18 protein-coding genes are annotated in these 17,504 nt (G+C 71.1%); 7 read left to right on the plus strand and 11 right to left on the minus strand.

Annotated features, from left to right (window positions below):
• Positions 1-132 precede the first annotated feature (132 nt).
• The 4 genes from IE295_RS22400 (at position 133) to IE295_RS22415 (ending at position 5,161) form a co-directional block, all read left to right on the plus strand.
• Entirely contained in the window at positions 133-1,365 is a 1,233-nt protein-coding gene (locus IE295_RS22400) for a S8 family peptidase (protein WP_190065517.1), read from the plus strand.
• A 75-nt stretch (positions 1,366-1,440) separates the two neighbouring features.
• On the plus strand, positions 1,441-2,454 hold the full coding sequence (locus tag IE295_RS22405) for an agmatine deiminase family protein (RefSeq protein WP_190065518.1): 1,014 nt from the start codon (positions 1,441-1,443) through the stop codon (positions 2,452-2,454).
• 222 nt (positions 2,455-2,676) lie between these two features.
• Complete coding sequence (locus IE295_RS22410; protein ID WP_190065519.1) at positions 2,677-4,845, plus strand: SEL1-like repeat protein; 2,169 nt, start codon at positions 2,677-2,679, stop codon at positions 4,843-4,845.
• Between the two features lie 151 nt (positions 4,846-4,996).
• Positions 4,997-5,161 (plus strand): hypothetical protein, encoded by a 165-nt coding sequence (locus tag IE295_RS22415; protein ID WP_190065520.1) that lies wholly within the window; start codon positions 4,997-4,999, stop codon positions 5,159-5,161.
• 50 nt (positions 5,162-5,211) lie between these two features.
• Here IE295_RS22415 and IE295_RS22420 read toward each other — a convergent pair whose 3' ends face one another.
• The 8 genes from IE295_RS22420 to IE295_RS22455 all read right to left on the minus strand — a co-directional run bounded on the left by IE295_RS22420 (position 5,212) and on the right by IE295_RS22455 (position 11,827).
• Positions 5,212-5,550 carry a metal-sulfur cluster assembly factor gene (locus IE295_RS22420; RefSeq protein WP_045932602.1) on the minus strand — a complete coding sequence of 113 codons (339 nt, stop codon included), beginning with the start codon at positions 5,548-5,550 and terminating at the stop codon, positions 5,212-5,214.
• Entirely contained in the window at positions 5,547-6,002 is a 456-nt protein-coding gene (gene sufU / locus IE295_RS22425) for a Fe-S cluster assembly sulfur transfer protein SufU (RefSeq protein WP_190065521.1), read from the minus strand. Before sufU ends, IE295_RS22420 begins: the two co-directional genes overlap by 4 nt.
• Positions 6,003-6,019: 17 nt before the next feature.
• Positions 6,020-7,273, minus strand: a complete 1,254-nt coding sequence (locus tag IE295_RS22430; protein ID WP_190065718.1) for a cysteine desulfurase — start codon at positions 7,271-7,273, stop codon at positions 6,020-6,022.
• A gap of 2 nt (positions 7,274-7,275) precedes the next feature.
• Entirely contained in the window at positions 7,276-8,040 is a 765-nt protein-coding gene (gene sufC, locus IE295_RS22435; protein ID WP_086569449.1) for a Fe-S cluster assembly ATPase SufC, read from the minus strand.
• 7 nt (positions 8,041-8,047) lie between these two features.
• Positions 8,048-8,368, minus strand: coding sequence for a non-heme iron oxygenase ferredoxin subunit (locus IE295_RS22440; protein WP_190065522.1), 321 nt, complete (start codon positions 8,366-8,368; stop codon positions 8,048-8,050).
• On the minus strand, positions 8,365-9,546 hold the full coding sequence (gene sufD / locus IE295_RS22445) for a Fe-S cluster assembly protein SufD (protein ID WP_190065523.1): 1,182 nt from the start codon (positions 9,544-9,546) through the stop codon (positions 8,365-8,367). The genes IE295_RS22440 and sufD overlap by 4 nt, the downstream gene beginning before the upstream one ends.
• A gap of 62 nt (positions 9,547-9,608) precedes the next feature.
• Positions 9,609-11,030, minus strand: a complete 1,422-nt coding sequence (gene sufB / locus IE295_RS22450) for a Fe-S cluster assembly protein SufB (protein ID WP_190065524.1) — start codon at positions 11,028-11,030, stop codon at positions 9,609-9,611.
• The gene (locus IE295_RS22455) at positions 11,027-11,827 is read right to left on the minus strand and encodes a helix-turn-helix transcriptional regulator (protein ID WP_190065525.1); all 801 of its coding nucleotides are present in this window, start codon (positions 11,825-11,827) and stop codon (positions 11,027-11,029) included. The genes sufB and IE295_RS22455 overlap by 4 nt, the downstream gene beginning before the upstream one ends.
• A gap of 137 nt (positions 11,828-11,964) precedes the next feature.
• On the opposite strand from IE295_RS22455, the gene IE295_RS22460 reads away from it, so the two are divergent.
• The 3 genes from IE295_RS22460 to IE295_RS22470 all read left to right on the plus strand — a co-directional run bounded on the left by IE295_RS22460 (position 11,965) and on the right by IE295_RS22470 (position 14,722).
• Positions 11,965-12,891 carry an ABC transporter ATP-binding protein gene (locus tag IE295_RS22460; RefSeq protein ID WP_190065526.1) on the plus strand — a complete coding sequence of 309 codons (927 nt, stop codon included), beginning with the start codon at positions 11,965-11,967 and terminating at the stop codon, positions 12,889-12,891.
• Complete coding sequence (locus IE295_RS22465) at positions 12,888-13,658, plus strand: ABC transporter permease (protein ID WP_190065527.1); 771 nt, start codon at positions 12,888-12,890, stop codon at positions 13,656-13,658. The genes IE295_RS22460 and IE295_RS22465 overlap by 4 nt, the downstream gene beginning before the upstream one ends.
• Positions 13,659-13,723: 65 nt before the next feature.
• Positions 13,724-14,722 (plus strand): COX15/CtaA family protein, encoded by a 999-nt coding sequence (locus tag IE295_RS22470; protein WP_190065528.1) that lies wholly within the window; start codon positions 13,724-13,726, stop codon positions 14,720-14,722.
• Here IE295_RS22470 and IE295_RS22475 read toward each other — a convergent pair.
• The 3 genes from IE295_RS22475 to IE295_RS22485 all read right to left on the minus strand — a co-directional run bounded on the left by IE295_RS22475 (position 14,695) and on the right by IE295_RS22485 (position 17,227).
• The gene (locus tag IE295_RS22475; protein WP_190065529.1) at positions 14,695-15,774 is read right to left on the minus strand and encodes an amidohydrolase; all 1,080 of its coding nucleotides are present in this window, start codon (positions 15,772-15,774) and stop codon (positions 14,695-14,697) included. The two genes, IE295_RS22470 and IE295_RS22475, sit on opposite strands and share 28 nt — an antisense overlap.
• Before the next feature lie 74 nt (positions 15,775-15,848).
• Positions 15,849-16,193 (minus strand): hypothetical protein, encoded by a 345-nt coding sequence (locus tag IE295_RS22480; RefSeq protein WP_190065530.1) that lies wholly within the window; start codon positions 16,191-16,193, stop codon positions 15,849-15,851.
• Positions 16,194-16,285: 92 nt separating this feature from the next.
• A complete protein-coding gene (locus IE295_RS22485; protein WP_190065531.1) occupies positions 16,286-17,227 on the minus strand; it encodes a heme o synthase in 942 nt (313 codons plus the stop codon).
• Positions 17,228-17,504 lie beyond the last annotated feature (277 nt).

Below are 17,504 nucleotides of genomic sequence, written 5' to 3' on the forward strand. Positions count from 1 at the left end.
GCCGCTCAAGGCGAACCGGCGCGGATGGCCCAGCCCGGTTCGCGGCCACGGATAAGTCGACATATCCATTGACTGGGACGTTGATCATCCACCACCGCCCGGAACGGAACCCGCGTGAGACACGGAACCCGCATGAGAATGGCCCGGCTCGCCCTGCCGGCGGCCCTGCTGCTGTCCCTGCTGCCCCTGGCCGTCACCCCGGCCGCCTCGGCCGACCCCGACCCCGAACGCACCACGCCGCGCCTCGCCCCGCTGCGCACCATCTGGGGCGTTCCCGTGCCCGACCACTACATCGTCACCCTCCGCAAGGGCGCCGCACCGCGCATCCTCAGCAGCCGGCTGGGCGTGAACCCCGACTACGTCTACACCCACGCCTTCACCGGCTTCGCCGCCACGCTCACCCCGGAGCAGCTGCTGGCCGTGCGCAGCGCCCCCGACGTCGAGGCCGTCGAGCAGGACTCGGTCCTCAACCAGGCCGACGGCCCGGCCGGGGCCGCCGCCGCGCCCGCCGCCCCCCGGCCGCCCCGGGCCGCCACGGACTCGTACGGCCTGGACCGCATCGACCAGCACAATCCGCCGCTCGACCACCAGTACTCCGTCGCCTCCACCGGCGAGGGCGTCACCGTCTATGTGATCGACACCGGCATCGACTACTCCCACCCGGACTTCGGCGGCCGGGCCCGCAGCGGCATCGACCTGGTCACCGTGGGCGGCGACGGCAGCGACTGCCGCACCGGCAGCGGTCACGGCACCCATGTGGCGGGCGTGATCGGCAGCGGGTCCTACGGCGTGGCGCGCAGGGTGACGCTGGTCAGCGTGCGCGTGCTCAACTGCGACGGCCGCACCACCATCGCCCGGTTCGTCGCGGCTTTCGACTACGTCGCCAGGACCGCCCCGCCGGCCTCGGTCGTCAACGCCTCGATCGTCGGCCCCGCCTCGCGGGCCGTGGACACCGCCACCGCAGGGGTGGCCGCCCGGGGCGCCCTGCCCGTCGTCGCGGCGGGCAACGAGAACGACAACGCCTGCGACCACTCCCCCTCGGGGGCGGTGGCGGCCCTCGCGGTCGGGGCGACGAACCAGTCGGACCAGATGACCGACTTCAGCAGCTACGGACCCTGCGTGCGCGTCCTCGCCCCCGGCGCGGACATCGTCTCCACCAGGATGGGCGGCGGCACGACGACGAAGAGCGGTACGTCGCAGGCGGCGCCCTTCGCCGCCGGGGTCGCGGCCCTGTACAAGGCCCGCAACCCCTCGGCCGCACCCGCCCAGGTGGCCGACTGGCTGATCGGGCAGGCGACGAAGAACGCGGTGACGGACCTCAAGCCCGGCACCCCCAACCGCCTGCTGTACACGGGAGGCCTCTGACACGGGCCGCGCCCGGCCCCGGCGTACGGTGAGGGGACCACGCCCGCAGTCCGCCCAGCCCGAGGGAAGCCGACGATGCGTCATCTGCCGTCCGAGTCGCAGCCGCACGCCCGGACGCTGATGGGCTGGCCCCCCGCCGGCTCCGTGTGGGGCCGGTACACCCCCGACGTGCGCCGCGACGTGGCGGCCGTCGCCCGCAGCATCGCGGAGTACGAGCCCGTGGTGCTGCTGGCCTCGCCCGAGGACGCCGCGGACGCCCACCGGGCGTGCGGGCGCGACGGCGTGGAGATCGTGCGGATCCCGGTGGACGACCTCTGGCTGCGGGACACCGGCCCCACGTTCGTCACCGGCCCCGGCGGGGACCCGGCGGGCGTCGACCTCCGCTTCAACGGCTGGGGCGGCAAGCAGGCGCACCCGAACGACGGCCCGCTCGCCGAGCGCGTGCTGGGCCTCTTCGGCATCCCCCGCCTCGAGGCGCCGTTCGTCGCCGAGGGCGGCTCCTTCGAGACCGACGGCGCCGGCACGCTCCTGGCCACCGAGAGCTCGCTGGTCAACGACAACCGCAACCCCGGGCGGACCCGCGACGACATCGAGCGGGACCTGAAGGACCTGTTCGGCGTGCGCAAGGTGATCTGGCTCGAGGGCGTGCGCGGCGCGGACATCACCGACTGCCACGTCGACGCCCTCGCCCGCTTCGTGGGGCCCGCCATGGTCGTGCTCAGCAAGCCGCCCGCGGGCGCGGAGCCCGGCGACGTCTGGACGCGGGTGTACGCCTCGGCCCGGGCGGCCCTGGAGGCCGCCACGGACGCCGAGGGCAGGACGCTGGAGATCATCGACCTCCCCGAGCCGGACCCGGCCGAGCTCGGCCGGCGCGGCCCCGACTTCCTGGGCGGCTACGTCAACTACTACCTCGCCAACGGCGCCGTGATCGTCCCCCGCTTCGGCGACCGCCGCGCCGACGACGAGGCGGCGTCCCTGCTGGGCGCCCTCCACCCGGGCCGCACGGTGCGCACCGTGGACATCCCCGCCCTCGCCGAGGGCGGCGGCGGCATCCACTGCGCCACACAGCAGCAGCCCGCCTCTCCGTGAGGCCCGGCAGGCGCCTGGGACAAACCGGCGATCTGGGCACGTCCGAGCCGTGCTCTCAGGCACGATCGCTCCATGAACCACTCCTCCCACCCGACTGACGCTCGGGAAGAGCTGGCCCGGGCCATACGGACCGCTATGGACGAGATCACGAAGGAAGGCGCCAGGAAGCCGACCCAGACGCAGATCGCCGCATTCACGCGAGATGAGAAGAAACTCCTCACCGTGAGTACAACGGCCATCAGCGCCTGGCGCAACGGCAGGAGGGTTCCTGACTCATGGGCCGCCCTGAACTCCTTCCTGACCGCCCTCGAGAGAACGGCGTCGCTCCCGAAAGGCCGGTTCGACCGCGACCGGTGGTCACGGCTCTACGGACGGTCCCGCGCGGAGCAGATACCCGCACACGCCGGGACTGCGGTCTCGCTCCGTGTGCGGGATGCCGATCCACTCGAACTGAGGGTGCATCGCGCCCGCACGACCGAAGGCGGCAATGCCGTTCCCGACTACGTACCGCGCGACGTGGACCCCGCGGTCCGCCGTGCCCTGTCCCGTGCCGGACAGCACGGCGGCATGATTCTGCTCGTCGGGGATTCGACAGCGGGCAAGACGCGGTGCGCCTACGAGGCGATGACCGCTGTACTCCCGGACCACCTGCTCGTCGTACCGCGCAGCGCGAACGACGTGTCCGAGGCAGTGGCAGCCGTCGCCCGGCTCGCCGCTTCGGGAGAACCCTGCGTTCTCTGGCTCAACGACATGGAACGCTACCTCGGCCCCGGCGGCCTCGATCTGCACGGAATCCGAGCGTTGCGAGCCGCCAAAGCCACCGTTCTGGGCACCATGCGTACGCGCTTCCGTCGCGATCTGCCCGCGGACGAACTCGTGGGGGTCGCGGAGGAATTCGAGGTGGACCGGCTCTGGTCGCCCACCGAGGTCGAGCGGGCACAGGAACAGCTGCGACGCAACCGGGATCCCCGGCTACGCCTGGCACTCGAGCAATCGGGCGACTTCGGCATCGCGGAAACCCTCGCGACGGGCCCGCAGCTCTGGCGGCGCCTCCGGGGCGCCTCGGTCGTCAACGGGAATCCGCGCGGCGCGGCCCTGGTGTGGGCGGCCATCGACCTGACGTTGGCCGGCTTGACCGACCCCCTTCCCCTCGAGCTGCTCACAGAGCTCCACGAGGACTACATTCCCGGGCGTAACAAGCAGCTGATCGGCCCCGAGCCGCTCGACGCCGCACTGGCCTGGGCAACGACTCCCCCTGACGCCGTGACCCGGTTGCTGATCCCCGAGGAGGACGGGCTACGTCCCTTCGACTACCTCCTTGACGCCCACCTCCGGGAGAAGCACCCTTCTCCCGACCTGATCCCGGAAAGGGTCTGGGAAAGCGTTCTCACGTCGGGGACGGAACGGCACCAGCGCTTCAACATCGCCATCGCGGCCCATGCCAACAGCCGCATGGACGTCGGACGCCGGGCCCTTCGCCCGCTGGCCGCCGCCCAGGACATCGAGGGGCTGCGGGCGCTCGGAGTGCTCTGCGAGCGCGAGGACCGCGACGAAGCCGCACGATGGCTCCAGCTCGCGATCGATGCCGGCGACACCCTGGCCCTGCGGCTCATGGGCAACCTCCACTTCCGCCGCCGGGACAGGGACGGCGCCCACGAGTGGTACCGCAGAGCGGCCGAAGCCGGTGACGAGTTGTCGGAGTCGTATTACAACGAACCCGGCATCGTACGCGCTCCCGTCCCTCAGGTGTCCGCCACCGGGCCCACACCCACCAGGCCGGACGGCGTCGAGGACGACGAGGAATGGGACGAGGAGGAGGAAGAGGAGTGGGAGCCCGCACCGCGCACCCTGCGCGTCCTCGAAGCCGCCTTCGACATGCTGGCCGACAGGGCATACGACGCGCTGGAGGAGATCGGCGACGCCCGCGTCGACCTGCGGGACAACTACGCCGAGGTGTTCAGCACCATGCCGGTAGTCACGTGGGGACAGAACACGGAGTGGCGACGGCAGATGGCCCGCTGCTTCGACGATCTCGCCGGCGACATCCGGGCGGGCAACTGGCCCCTCCCCAACTGCACGGGTGAGGAGATGGCCATGCATCTGGCGCTCGAATACGCCTCCGTCATGGTCGTGGAAGACCCTGAGGTGGTCACGTCTCTCGTGGAGGGGCTTCCGGAGGATCCCGAGGACTACGACTGGGACTTCTGCATGGCCATGTTCCTGGAGGACACCGACGTCCTGTTCCTCTACGAGCCGTGGGCCGACGGGATCGCGGACCCCGACCATCACCTGAACCAGTTCGCCGACATCGTCAACCTCCAGGCGGACGACTGGTTCGACCCGTTCTACAAGCACAGGGAACGCGATCCGGCCCGGGGCTTCCGGCGCTGATCCCGCGTCCCGCCGGGAATTCCCGCCCGAGGGGTCCGGCCTGCGGAAACGGCCGTCGCCAAGGAGCGGGGCGAGCACCGGGACACCGGCCCGCGGTTGCGTGGTCCCAGGCGATCGCTCCCGTCCCGCTCCATCCACGGAAAGGAAAGCCATGTCCTTCGGCCCTGAGCTCCTGGTCCTGGCCTGTGTCCCCCTCGCGCTGACCGCTGCCGTCCTCCTCGTGGGGCACCTGGCCACTCTGCGCGGACTGCGCGGCGACCAGCGCGTCGACGTCTACCGCATCCTCGCGGACGCTGTGACGAAACGACGCCGTTGACGTGTCGAGGCCCCCGGCATGATGCCGAGGGCCTCAACGGTGCAGCGATATCAGACGTTGAAGCCCAGCGCCCGGAGCTGCTCGCGGCCCTCGTCGGTGATCTTGTCGGGGCCCCACGGCGGCATCCAGACCCAGTTGATCCGGAGCTCGTTGACGATGCCCTCGGTGGCCGACTTCGCCTGGTCCTCGATGACGTCGGTCAGCGGGCAGGCCGCGGACGTCAGGGTCATGTCGAGGGTGGCGATGTTGGCGTCGTCGATGTGGATGCCGTAGATCAGGCCGAGGTTGACGACGTCGATGCCCAGCTCGGGGTCGACCACGTCGTAGAGGGCCTCGCGGACCTCTTCCTCGGTGGCCGGCTTGGTGGTGGTCTCAGCGTTCTCGCTCATGCGGTCTTCCCTTCGGACAGCGCTTGCGCCGTCGCGTCCTTCCACGCCATCCAGCTCAGCAGAGCACACTTCACGCGCGCCGGGTACTTGGAGACGCCGGCGAACGCGACCGCGTCCTCCAGCACCTCCTCCATCGCGTCGTCCGGCTCGATGCGGCCCTTGGACTGCATCAGCTCCAGGAAGGTCTCCTGGATCCGGCCGGCCTCGTCGAGGTCCTTGCCGACCAGCAGCTCGTTGAGGACCGAGGCGCTGGCCTGGCTGATCGAGCAGCCCTGGCCCTCGTAGGAGACGTCCTCGACGGTCCGCCCGGACAGCCGGACCCGCAGCGTGATCTCGTCGCCACAGGTCGGGTTGACGTGGTGCACCTCGGCGTCGCCGTCCCGCAAGCCCCGGCCGTGCGGGTGCTTGTAGTGGTCCAGGATGACGTCCTGGTACATCGAATCAAGCTTCACAGTGGCAGCCTCGTCCGTCAGCCGAAGAAGTTCCGTACGTGCTCCAGGCCCTCGATCAAGGCATCGACCTCGGCCGGAGTGGAGTACAGGTAGAACGACGCCCGCGTGGTCGCGGGAATTCCGTAGCGCAGGCAGACGGGGCGGGCACAGTGGTGGCCGACCCGGACGGCGATGCCCTGCTCGTCGAGGACCTGGCCCACGTCGTGCGGGTGGATGTCACCGAGCGTGAAGGACACGGCGGCACCGCGGTCCTCGGCCGTGGTGGGGCCGATGATGCGCAGGTCCGGGACCTCCTGGAGCCTGCGGATCGCGTACTCGGTGATCGCGTGCTCGTGCCGGGCGATGTTCTCCATGCCGATCGAGGTGAGGTAGTCCACCGCGGCGCCGAGGCCGACGGCCTGGGCGATCGGGGGCGTACCGGCCTCGAACTTGTGCGGCGCGGGGGCGTAGGTCGAGGAGTGCATCGAGACGGTCTCGATCATCTCGCCGCCGCCGAGGAACGGCGGCAGGTCCTCGAGCAGCTCCTGGCGGCCCCACAGGACGCCGATGCCGTCCGGGCCGCACATCTTGTGGCCGGTGAAGGCCACGAAGTCGGCCTGGAGCGCCTGGACGTCCAGCGGCATGTGCGGGGCGGCCTGGGAGGCGTCGACGACGACCAGCGCGCCGACTTCCTGGGCGCGGCGGACGATGGCCTCGACGGGGTTGACCGTGCCGAGGATGTTGGAGACCAGCACGAAGGAGACGACCTTGGTCTTCTCGGTGATGATCTCGTCGATGTTGGAGAGGTCGAGGCGGCCGTCGTCGGTCAGCCCGAACCACTTCAGCTTCGCGCCCGAGCGCTGCGCGAGCAGCTGCCAGGGCACGATGTTGGAGTGGTGCTCCATCTCCGTGATGACGATCTCGGTGTCGTGGTCCACGCGGTAGGGCTCGTCGGCCCAGGCCAGCATGTTGGCCACGAGGTTGAGCGACTCGGAGGCGTTCTTGGTGAAGATCACCTCATCGCGGCTGGGAGCGTTGATGAAAGCGGCGATCTTGTCGCGAGCGCCTTCGTACAGCGCCGTGGCCTCCTCGGCGAGCACGTGCACGCCGCGGTGGACGTTGGCGTTGTGCTGCTCGTAGTGCTCGTTGAGCACGTCGAGCACCTGGCGCGGCTTCTGGGAGGTGGCCGCGTTGTCCAGGTAGACGAGCTTCTTCCCGTCGTGGACCACGCGGTCCAGAATCGGGAAGTCCTTGCGGATCGCCTCGGTGTCGAGGAGGCCCGGCAGCAGTATCGTCACGCGGTTACGCCACCCTTCACGTACGCCTCGTAGCCCTCGTTCTCCAGCTTGTCGGCCAGCTCGGCGCCGCCGGACTCGACGATGCGGCCCGCGGAGAAGACGTGGACGAAGTCGGGCTTGATGTAGCGCAGGATGCGCGTGTAGTGGGTGATCAGCAGGGTGCCGACCTCGCCGGTGTCACGGACGCGGTTGACGCCCTCGGAGACCTGGCGCAGCGCGTCGACGTCCAGGCCGGAGTCGGTCTCGTCGAGGATCGCGATCTTCGGCTTGAGGAGCTCGAGCTGGAGGATCTCGTGGCGCTTCTTCTCACCGCCGGAGAAGCCCTCGTTGACGTTGCGCTCGGCGAAGGCGGGGTCCATGTGGAGACGCTCCATGGCCTCCTTGACCTCCTTCACCCAGGTGCGCAGCTTGGGGGCCTCGCCGCGGATGGCGGTGGCGGAGGTGCGCAGGAAGTTGGAGACCGAGACGCCGGGGACCTCGACCGGGTACTGCATGGCGAGGAAGACGCCGGCGCGGGCGCGCTCGTCGACGGACATCTCGAGGACGTCCTCGCCGTCGAGGGTGACGGTGCCGCCGGTGATCGTGTACTTGGGGTGGCCGGCCAGGGAGTAGGCCAGGGTGGACTTGCCGGAGCCGTTGGGGCCCATGATGGCGTGGGTCTCGCCCTGCTTCACGGTCAGGTCGACGCCGCGCAGGATTTCCCGGGGGCCGTTCTCGGCCTCGACGGAGACGTGCAGGTCGTGGATCTCAAGCGTTGCCATGGGGAACTCAGGACTCCTGGGTGACGGAGACGAGCACGTCGTCCCCTTCGATCTTGACGGGGTATACGGGGACGGGACGCGTGGCGGGGAGGCCGTCGGGCTTGCCGGTGCGCAGGTCGAAGCTGGAGCCGTGCAGCCAGCACTCGATGTGGCAGTCCTCGACCTCGCCCTCGGACAGCGAGACGTTGGCGTGCGAGCAGATGTCGTTGATCGCGAACACCTCGCCCTCGGTACGGACCAGGGAGACCGGCGTGCCGTCGATCTCGACCCGCTTGGGGGTGTCCTCCTCCAGCTCGCTCAGGGCTGCCACCTTGACGAACTCGCTCATGCGACCGCTGCCTCCAGCTCGGCCTCGATCTTGGCGATGAGGCGCTCCTCCAGGTCGGGGATGCCGATCTGCTGGACGAGCTCGGCGAAGAAGCCGCGGACGACCAGCCGGCGGGCCTCGTCGGCGGGGATGCCGCGGGCCATCAGGTAGAAGAGCTGCTCGTCGTCGAAGCGGCCGGTCGCCGAGGCGTGGCCGGCGCCGACGATCTCACCGGTCTCGATCTCCAGGTTGGGGACCGAGTCGACGCGGGCGCCGTCGGTGAGGACGAGGTTGCGGTTGAGCTCGTAGGTGTCGGTGCCCTCGGCCGCCGCGCGGATGAGCACGTCGCCGATCCACACCGCGTGCGCGTCCTTGCCCTGCAGGGCGCCCTTGTAGGCGACGTTGCTGCGGCAGTGCGGGGTGTCGTGGTCGACGAGGAGGCGGTGCTCCTGGTGCTGGCCCTGGTCGGTGAAGTACAGGCCGTAGAGCTCGGCCTCGCCGCCGGGGCCGGCGTAGACGACCCGGGGGTGGAGGCGGACCAGGTCGCCGCCGAAGGTGACGATCACGGACTTGAAGGAGGCGTCGCGGCCGACCAGCGCGGAGTGCTGGGCGGCGTGCACCGCGGTGGGGTCCCAGTCCTGGACGGAGACGACGGTGAGCTTGGCACCGTCGCCGACGAGGTACTCGACGTTGGCGGCGAGCGTGGCGTCGCCGGTGTGGTCGAGGACGACGACGGCCTCGGCGAAGGCGCCGATCTCGATGACCTGGTGGCCGAAGGCCACCCCGCCCTCGCCGTGCACGGAGATGCGGACGGGCTCGGTGAGCACCGTGTCCTTGGGGACGGAGACGATCGAGGCCTTCTCGAAGGAGCTGAACGCCTGCGCCGCGACCCGGTCGACCGGCTTGCCGGCCTTGCCGAGACGGGCGTCGTCGCGGCCGACGGTCTCCACGGTCACGCCCTCGGGGGCGGTCACCTCGACCTTGACGCCGGCGCCGTCGGCGACGGCGGTGCCGTCGTGCAGGCCGCGGAGGCGCTCGAGCGGGGTGAACCGCCACTCCTCCTCGCGGCCGTGCGGGACGGGGAAGTCCGCGACGTCGTACGAGGCGGGGGCGCTGACCCGCGCGTCGATGGGCTGCTGCGGCCCGCCCACCTGGATGGCGCCGTCGGTCGTGCTGCCGGCGGGAGTGTTGTCAGCCATGGCTGTCGTCGTGCTCTCTTCCTGTCACAAAGGGTTCGCTGCGGTCGGTCGGGGGCCGGAGGTCAGCCGACCGAGCCTTCCATCTGCAGCTCGATCAGCCGGTTGAGCTCCAGTGCGTACTCCATCGGGAGCTCGCGGGCGATCGGCTCGACGAAGCCGCGGACGATCATCGCCATGGCCTCGTCCTCGGACAGACCGCGGCTCATCAGGTAGAAGAGCTGGTCGTCGCTGACCTTGGAGACGGTCGCCTCGTGGCCCATGGAGACGTCGTCCTCGCGGACGTCGACGTAGGGGTAGGTGTCCGACCGGGAGATGGTGTCCACCAGCAGGGCGTCGCAGAGCACGTTCGACTTGGAGCCGTGGGCACCCTCGCCGATCTCGATGAGGCCGCGGTAGGAGGTGCGGCCGCCGCCTCGCGCCACCGACTTGGAGACGATGTTGGAGGAGGTGTTCGGCGCCATGTGGACCATCTTGGCGCCGGCGTCCTGGTGCTGGCCCTCGCCGGAGAAGGCGATGGAGAGGGTCTCGCCCTTGGCGTGCTCGCCCATCAGGTAGACGGCGGGGTACTTCATCGTCACCTTGGAGCCGATGTTGCCGTCGACCCACTCCATGGTCGCGCCCTCGTAGGCCACGGCCCGCTTGGTGACCAGGTTGTAGACGTTGTTCGACCAGTTCTGGATCGTCGTGTAGCGGCAGCGGCCGCCCTTCTTGACGATGATCTCCACGACGGCGCTGTGCAGCGAGTCGGAGGAGTAGATCGGGGCGGTGCAGCCCTCGACGTAGTGGACGTAGGCGTCCTCGTCGACGATGATCAGCGTCCGCTCGAACTGGCCCATGTTCTCCGTGTTGATACGGAAGTAGGCCTGCAGCGGGATGTCGACGTGGACACCCTTCGGGACGTAGATGAAGGAGCCACCGGACCACACGGCGGAGTTCAGGGAGGCGAACTTGTTGTCACCCACCGGAATCACCGTGCCGAAGTACTCCTGGAAGAGCTCGGGGTGCTCCTTCAGGGCGGTGTCGGTGTCCAGGAAGATGACGCCCTGCTCCTCCAGGTCCTCGCGGATCTGGTGGTAGACGACCTCGGACTCGTACTGGGCGGCGACACCGGCGACCAGGCGCTGCTTCTCGGCCTCGGGGATGCCCAGCTTGTCGTAGGTGTTCTTGATGTCCTCCGGCAGGTCCTCCCAGGAAGCGGCCTGCTTCTCGGTGGAGCGGACGAAGTACTTGATGTTGTCGAAGTCGATGCCGGTCAGGTCGGAGCCCCAGGTCGGCATGGGCTTCTTCTCGAAGAGCCGGAGGCCCTTCAGACGGAGCTTGAGCATCCACTCGGGCTCGGACTTCTTGGCCGAGATGTCGCGGACCACGTCCTCGGACAGGCCGCGCTTCGCCGCGGCACCGGCCTCGTCGGAGTCGGCCCAGCCGTATTCGTACGTGCCCAGGCCCTCGAGCTCAGGGTGGGCAGTCTCCGTGGGGAGAGTCATGCGGGGTTCCTCCCGGCCGTGCTGGTGGATGCGGTGGTGGTCTTCGGGGTGCTGCTCTTGGGGATGAACGTCGTGCACACTCCGTCGCCGTGGGCGATGGTGGCAAGACGCTGCACATGAGTCCCGAGCAGGCGGGAGAAGACCTCGGTCTCCGCCTCGCACAGCTGCGGGAACTGCTCGGCGACATGGGCGACCGGGCAGTGGTGCTGGCAAAGCTGTTCGCCGACCGGTGCGCTGCGCGCCGTAGCAGCGTACCCGTCCGCGGTCAATGCCCGGGCGAGTACCTCCGCGCGATCCTGGGGGGCGACGCCCTCCAGGGCCCTGCGGTACGCGTCGGCCTGCGCGGCCATCCTGGCCCGGGCGAAGGCGGCGACCGCGGCCTCGCCCATCTCGCCGCCGCCGGCGGACTGGGCGATCCAGCGCAGGGCGTCCTCGGCGAGCTTGTCGTAGGCCTGGTCGAAGGCGTCCCGGCCGCAGTCGGTCAGCGCGAAGACCTTGGCGGGGCGGCCACGGGTCCGCGCGCCGTAGACCCGCTTCTCGCGGGCCTCGACGACGCCCTCGGCCACCAGGGTGTCCAGATGGCGCCGGACGGCCGCGGAGGTCAGCTCCAGCCGGACGGCCAGCTCGGCCGCCGTGGAGGGGCCGTGGTCGAGGATGGAGCGCGCGACGCGATTGCGGGTGCCGCGCTGGTCGTCGTGGGCGCGCTGCTCCTGCGGAGCGGGCGCGGGCATGGCCGAGTCCGGCCCGGCGGCCGAGGAGGCCGCGGGCCCCTGTGGAGCTTCGCCCGCGTATTTCACAACACCATTGTTGCGTAATTACCGGGAGACCGACAAGCGACGACTGGATCACGGAACGGTGGCTTTGATCACTTAGGGTTACCTAAGCGGCCACCCCGCCGGGGCTCGCACGGCCCGGGCCTCCGTACACTTCCGGCATGCATGAAGAGCCCGCGGTCGAGGTCCACGGCCTGGTCAAGCGGTACGGGTCGAAGACCGCGGTCGACGGTCTCGACCTGACCGTCGCGACCGGCGGCGTCACCGCCGTCCTCGGCCCCAACGGCGCCGGCAAGACCACCACCATCGAGACCTGCGAGGGCTACCGCCGCCCCGACGCCGGCACCGTCCGCGTCCTGGGGCTCGACCCCCTCGCCGACTCCGCCGCGCTGCGCCCGCGCGTCGGCGTGATGCTCCAGAGCGGCGGCATCTACGCCGGGGCCCGCGCCGAGGAGATGCTCCGCCACACCGCCTCCCTGCACGCCCACCCCCTGGACGTCGACGCGCTGATCGAGCGCCTCGGGCTGGGCGACTGCGGCCGCACCACCTACCGCAGGCTCTCCGGCGGCCAGCAGCAGCGCCTCTCGCTCGCCATGGCCGTCGTCGGCCGCCCCGAGCTGGTCTTCCTCGACGAGCCGACCGCCGGCCTCGACCCGCAGGCCCGCCACGCCACGTGGGCGCTGGTGCGCGAGCTGCGCGCCGACGGCGTGACCGTCGTGCTGACCACGCACTACATGGACGAGGCCGAACAGCTCGCCGACGACGTCGCCATCGTCGACGGCGGCAAGGTCATCGCCCAGGGCAGCCCCGAGAAGCTGTGCCGCGGCGGCGCCGAGAACACCCTGCGCTTCAACGGCCGCCCCGGCCTGGACCTCGCCTCGCTGCTCAAGGCCCTGCCCGCCGACTCCACCGCCGTGGAGCCGACCCCCGGCACCTACCGCGTCAACGGCCGGGTCGACCCCCAGCTGCTCGCCACGGTGACCGCCTGGTGCGCCCAGCACGGGGTGATGCCGGACCGCATAACGGTCGAGCGGCACACGCTCGAGGACGTCTTCTTGGAATTGACCGGTAAGGAGCTGCGCGGATGACCGCGACCGGTACCTTCGCGCCCAAGCCCGGCGCGGCCCCCCTCGGCCGGATGATCCGCGCCCAGGCGGCGCTGGAGACCCGGATGCTGCTGCGCAACGGCGAGCAGCTGCTGCTGACCGTCGTCATCCCCACCCTCCTGCTGCTGCTCTTCAGCACCGTCGACATCGTCGACACCGGCGAGGGCGAGGCCGTCGACTTCCTGGCCCCCGGCGTGCTGGCGCTCGCCGTGCTGTCCACGGCGTTCACCGGCCAGGCCATCGCCACCGGCTTCGAGCGCCGCTACGGCGTGCTCAAGCGGCTCGGCGCCTCGCCGCTGCCCCGGTGGGCGCTGATGACGGCCAAGACGTGCTCGGTGCTGGTCACCGAGGTCCTGCAGATCACGCTGCTGACGGCCATCGCCTTCGCGCTCGGCTGGAACCCGCACGGCAACCCCCTGGCGGTCCTGCTGCTGCTGGTCCTGGGCACCGCGGCGTTCTCCGGGCTCGGGCTGCTGATGGCCGGCACGCTCAGGGCCGAGGCGACGCTGGCCGCGGCCAACCTCGTCTTCCTGCTCCTGCTGGTCGGCGGCGGGGTGATCGTGCCGCTGGAGAAGTTCCCGGACGCCGCCCAGTCGGTGCTCGCCCTGCTGCCCATCGCGGCGCTCTCGGACGGCCTGCGGGACGTCCTGCGGGACGGCGCGGGCATGCCCTGGGCCGACCTGGGCGTCCTGGCCGCGTGGGCGGTCCTGGGCCTCGGCGCGGCGGGGCGCTTCTTCCGCTGGGAGTAGGACGCGCCACCCGTACCGGGGCCCCTCGTGAATCCGTGCACAAGCACCCCCTTACGATGGCTCCCGTGCCGAAAACGCTGAACCCCCTGCAGATGGTCGCCGACCGCTGGCAGCCCTCCGCCCGCTTCGTCCGGGGCGCCGCGCTCGCCTGCGTCGTCATGGCCGTGATCATCGTCGTGACCGGCGGTGCGGTGCGGCTCACGCAGTCCGGGCTCGGCTGCCCGACGTGGCCGACGTGCACGGAGGACAGCCTGACGCCGACGCCGGCGATGGGCATCAACGGCATCATCGAGTTCACCAACCGCATGCTGACGTACGTGCTGTGCGCGGTGGTCGGCGTGGCGATCACCGGGGCACGCGCGCGTGCCCCGCGCCGCCGGTCCCTCACCAAGCTGGGCTGGGCCCAGTTCTGGCTCATCGCGAGCAACGGCATCATCGGCGGCATCACGGTGCTCACGGGGCTCAACCCCTACATCGTCGCCGCGCACTTCCTGGCCGCGACCGCGCTGCTGACCGTGGCCGTGGTGATGTGGCACCGCTCGTGCGAGGGCGACGACGCGCCCCGTGACCTGGTGGCCCGCCCGGTGCGCCAGCTCGGCGGGGTGCTGGTCGTCGCGACCGCCCTGCTGATCGTGGCCGGCACCGTGGTCACCGGCTCCGGCCGGCACGCGGGCGACGCCTCCAAGGACGTCCGCCGCATCCCGCTGGACTGGCACGAGATCACCCAGCTGCACGTCGACTTCGTCTACATCGTCATCGGCCTCACGGTGGCCCTGTGGTTCGTGCTGCGCGCCGTGGACGCGCCCGCCGCCCCGCGCCGCCGGGTCGTCGAGCTGTTCGCCGTACTGATGCTCCAGGGCGTCGTCGGCTACGTGCAGTACTTCAACGACTCCCCCGAGGTCGTCGTCGGCACCCACATGTTCGGCTCCTGCCTGGTGTGGATCGCGGTGCTGCGGGTGTTCCTGTCGCTGCGCGAGCGCGGCGAGGCGGCGGCGCTGCCGGCGCCCTCCGGTGAGCACGAGGCCCTGGCCGGGGGTCAGCCCGCGGCGGCGTCCAGCCGGTAGACCCTGCGCGCGGTGCCGGAGGCCACGAGCGAGGCGATGCGCCCCGCTTCCGCCGCCCGGCACCAGCCGTCGGCGACCCAGTCGCCCATGAGCCGCTCCATGGCCCGTACGAACAGCCGGGCGGCCACCACATAGAGCTCCGCCAGCCCCCGGGCGCCCGTGGAGAACAGCAGTTTGCCGAACGGCGCCTCGCCGAGGGTCTCCTCCGGCCGGGCGCCGACGTCCGCGTAGACGTGCGGGAAGGCGGCGGCGAGCTGCGCCGCCTGTCGCCGGTGCCAGGGGTCCGGCAGCAGCACCAGGTCCACGCCCCGGCCCGCCATCGCCCGCAGGAAGCCCGTCAGCCGCCGGGGGTCGGGGCAGTGCAGCTGGACGGGCAGGCCCGTGGCGGCCGCGCACCACAGCAGGTACCGCCCGAGCACCACGTCGCCGGGCGCCTCGCCCGTGCGGCGGGCGCGCAGCCAGCGCCCGGCGGCCTCGCGCACCTCGGCGGCCGGCGGCGGGGCGTCGTCGCAGGAGGCGACGCCGGACGCGAAGGCCGTGGCGGTTCCGGCGGCGGCGTAGAGCGCCTCGGCCGCGCGGGCGAGGAAGACGTCCGCGCCGTCGGCCGCGTCGGCCACCCGGGCGGCGAGTTGTTCGAGCCGGACGACCTCGTGGGCGCGGCCGTCGGCGGCGCGGGCCAGCTCGGCGGGCGAGGTGAGGCCGCCGCCCGCCCCGGACTCCAGCAGGAAGGTGCCGATGCCGGCGCCGCGCAGCAGCAGCCGGCCGGCGCGGTAGGCGCCCAGTTCGCGGCGCCGGGCGAGGTAGCGCACGGGCGCGCAGTGCGGCTCGAGGCCCAGCAGGGGCGGGCACCAGCGGCGTACGGCCAGGCCCGCGCGGCTGTCGAAGAAGGTGGTGCCGGGCGGTGCGGGGCCGGTGGCGCCCGCGGCCTCGGCGAGGCGGGTCTCGAACTCCCCCAGGCCCACGTCGCCGTGGACGGCGCCGTGGCTGTGCTGGTCGACGAGCGGTGGTATGCCCCCGGTCAGCGGTGGTATGCCCCCGGTCAGGCCGTCCATGCCGCCTCCTCGCCCGTCCCCCACCGCGCGGCGCGCGGCGCCGCTCCCGGTGGGTCTAACGGGCGAGGGGGCCGTCAGTTATCGGCCGGTCCGTTGGCGGGGCCGCCGACCTGGATGCCGGCCATGCGCGACCACTCGTAGCGGCCGGTGCGGACCCTGGCGGCGAGCTCGCCGTCGAAGTCGTCGTGGAGGGTGATGCCGGCGAGCTCGGCGGCGGCTCGCGCGGTCTCGTAGGAGCGGGCCACGAGGTTGCCCCACTCGCCGTTGGCGCCGACCAGGGCGATGCGGGTGGTGCCGCGGCCGATGTGGGCGAGCTGGCCCTCGGCGCCGCCGCCGTGGCTCCGGGCGAAGGCGGTGATCTGCTTGGCCAGCTTCGCCGCCTGCTTGGGGTGGGCCGCTGCCTGCTTGTTGTCTGCCATGGCCAGGATGCTACCGACGAGTAGCCCAAACGGCGACGGGCGGTCCGGGTGGCTTTGGCCACCTGGACCGCCCGTCGGCGGCGTCCGGGGATCTAGCGCAGGAAGGGATCGATCGCCACGGCCGTGAACAGCAGCGACACATAGGTGATCGACCAGTGGAACAGGCGCATCTCCTTGAGCTTCGCGCCCGTGATGCCCGCCTTGGCGCGCGCCTGCAGCGCGTGCGCCTCCTTGAGCCACAGCGCGCCGCACACCACGGCGACCACGGTGTAGAACCAGCCGGTGTAGCCCAGCGGGGTGAGCAGCAGGGAGACGGCGACCATCACCCAGCTGTAGAGGACGATCTGCTTGGCCACGGCCTTGTTGCCCGCGACGACCGGCAGCATCGGCACGCCGACGCGCTCGTAGTCGTCCTTCACCTTCATCGACAGCGGCCAGTAGTGCGGCGGCGTCCAGAAGAAGATGACGAGGAAGAGGATGAGGGAGGCCCAGGAGACCTCGTTCTTGACCGCGGACCAGCCGATGATGACCGGCAGGCAGCCCGCGATGCCGCCCCAGACGATGTTCTGCGCGGTACGCCGCTTGAGGATCATCGTGTAGACGACGGTGTAGAACACCGAGGCGCCGAGCGAGAGCATCGCCGACAGCGGGTTGACCAGGTACCAGAACCACGCGGTCGACCCGACGGTCAGCGCGCTGGCGAAGACCAGGCACTCGCGGGGCGAGACCATGCCGGTGACCAGTGGACGCTGGGACGTACGGTCCATCATCGCGTCGATGTCACGGTCGTAGTACATGTTGAACGCGCCCGCGCCGCCGGCGGAGAGGTAACCGCCGATGCAGGTGGCCAGCACGAGCCACAGGTCCGGGACGCCCTCGGCCGCGAGGAACATCACCGGGACCGTCGTCATCAGCAGCAGCTCGATGACGCGCGGCTTCGTCAGTGCCACGAACGCCTTGACACGGGCCCCGAACGGCCGGTGACCGGGGGCCTCGGCAAGCACCCCCGCAGGACGGGTTTCGACGGCCGTCACGCACACCCCTGACAGAGATAAGGCCAGCAAGCGCGTCCGGGCGGGTTGTCCCGGGTGAAGGCTTGCGCGTACCAAGCCACTCTAGACGCAGGGGTGAGCCCGTCCTCCGCCGGGGTGGGGTCGTGTTGGGGCCGCCGCGACGCCGGATCCCGTGCGGCCGAATCCGGCAGATCGGTCGTGTTCGACAGGCGGGCTCCGGGGGCACCCGGCAGGCTGGGAAGAAGGCCGCCACGCCGTGGCGGGAATCTTTGCCGAGCCGAGGAGGTTGCCGCGGGCG

This window comes from Streptomyces griseocarneus (assembly GCF_014655595.1).
Lineage (GTDB): Bacteria > Actinomycetota > Actinomycetes > Streptomycetales > Streptomycetaceae > Streptomyces > Streptomyces griseocarneus.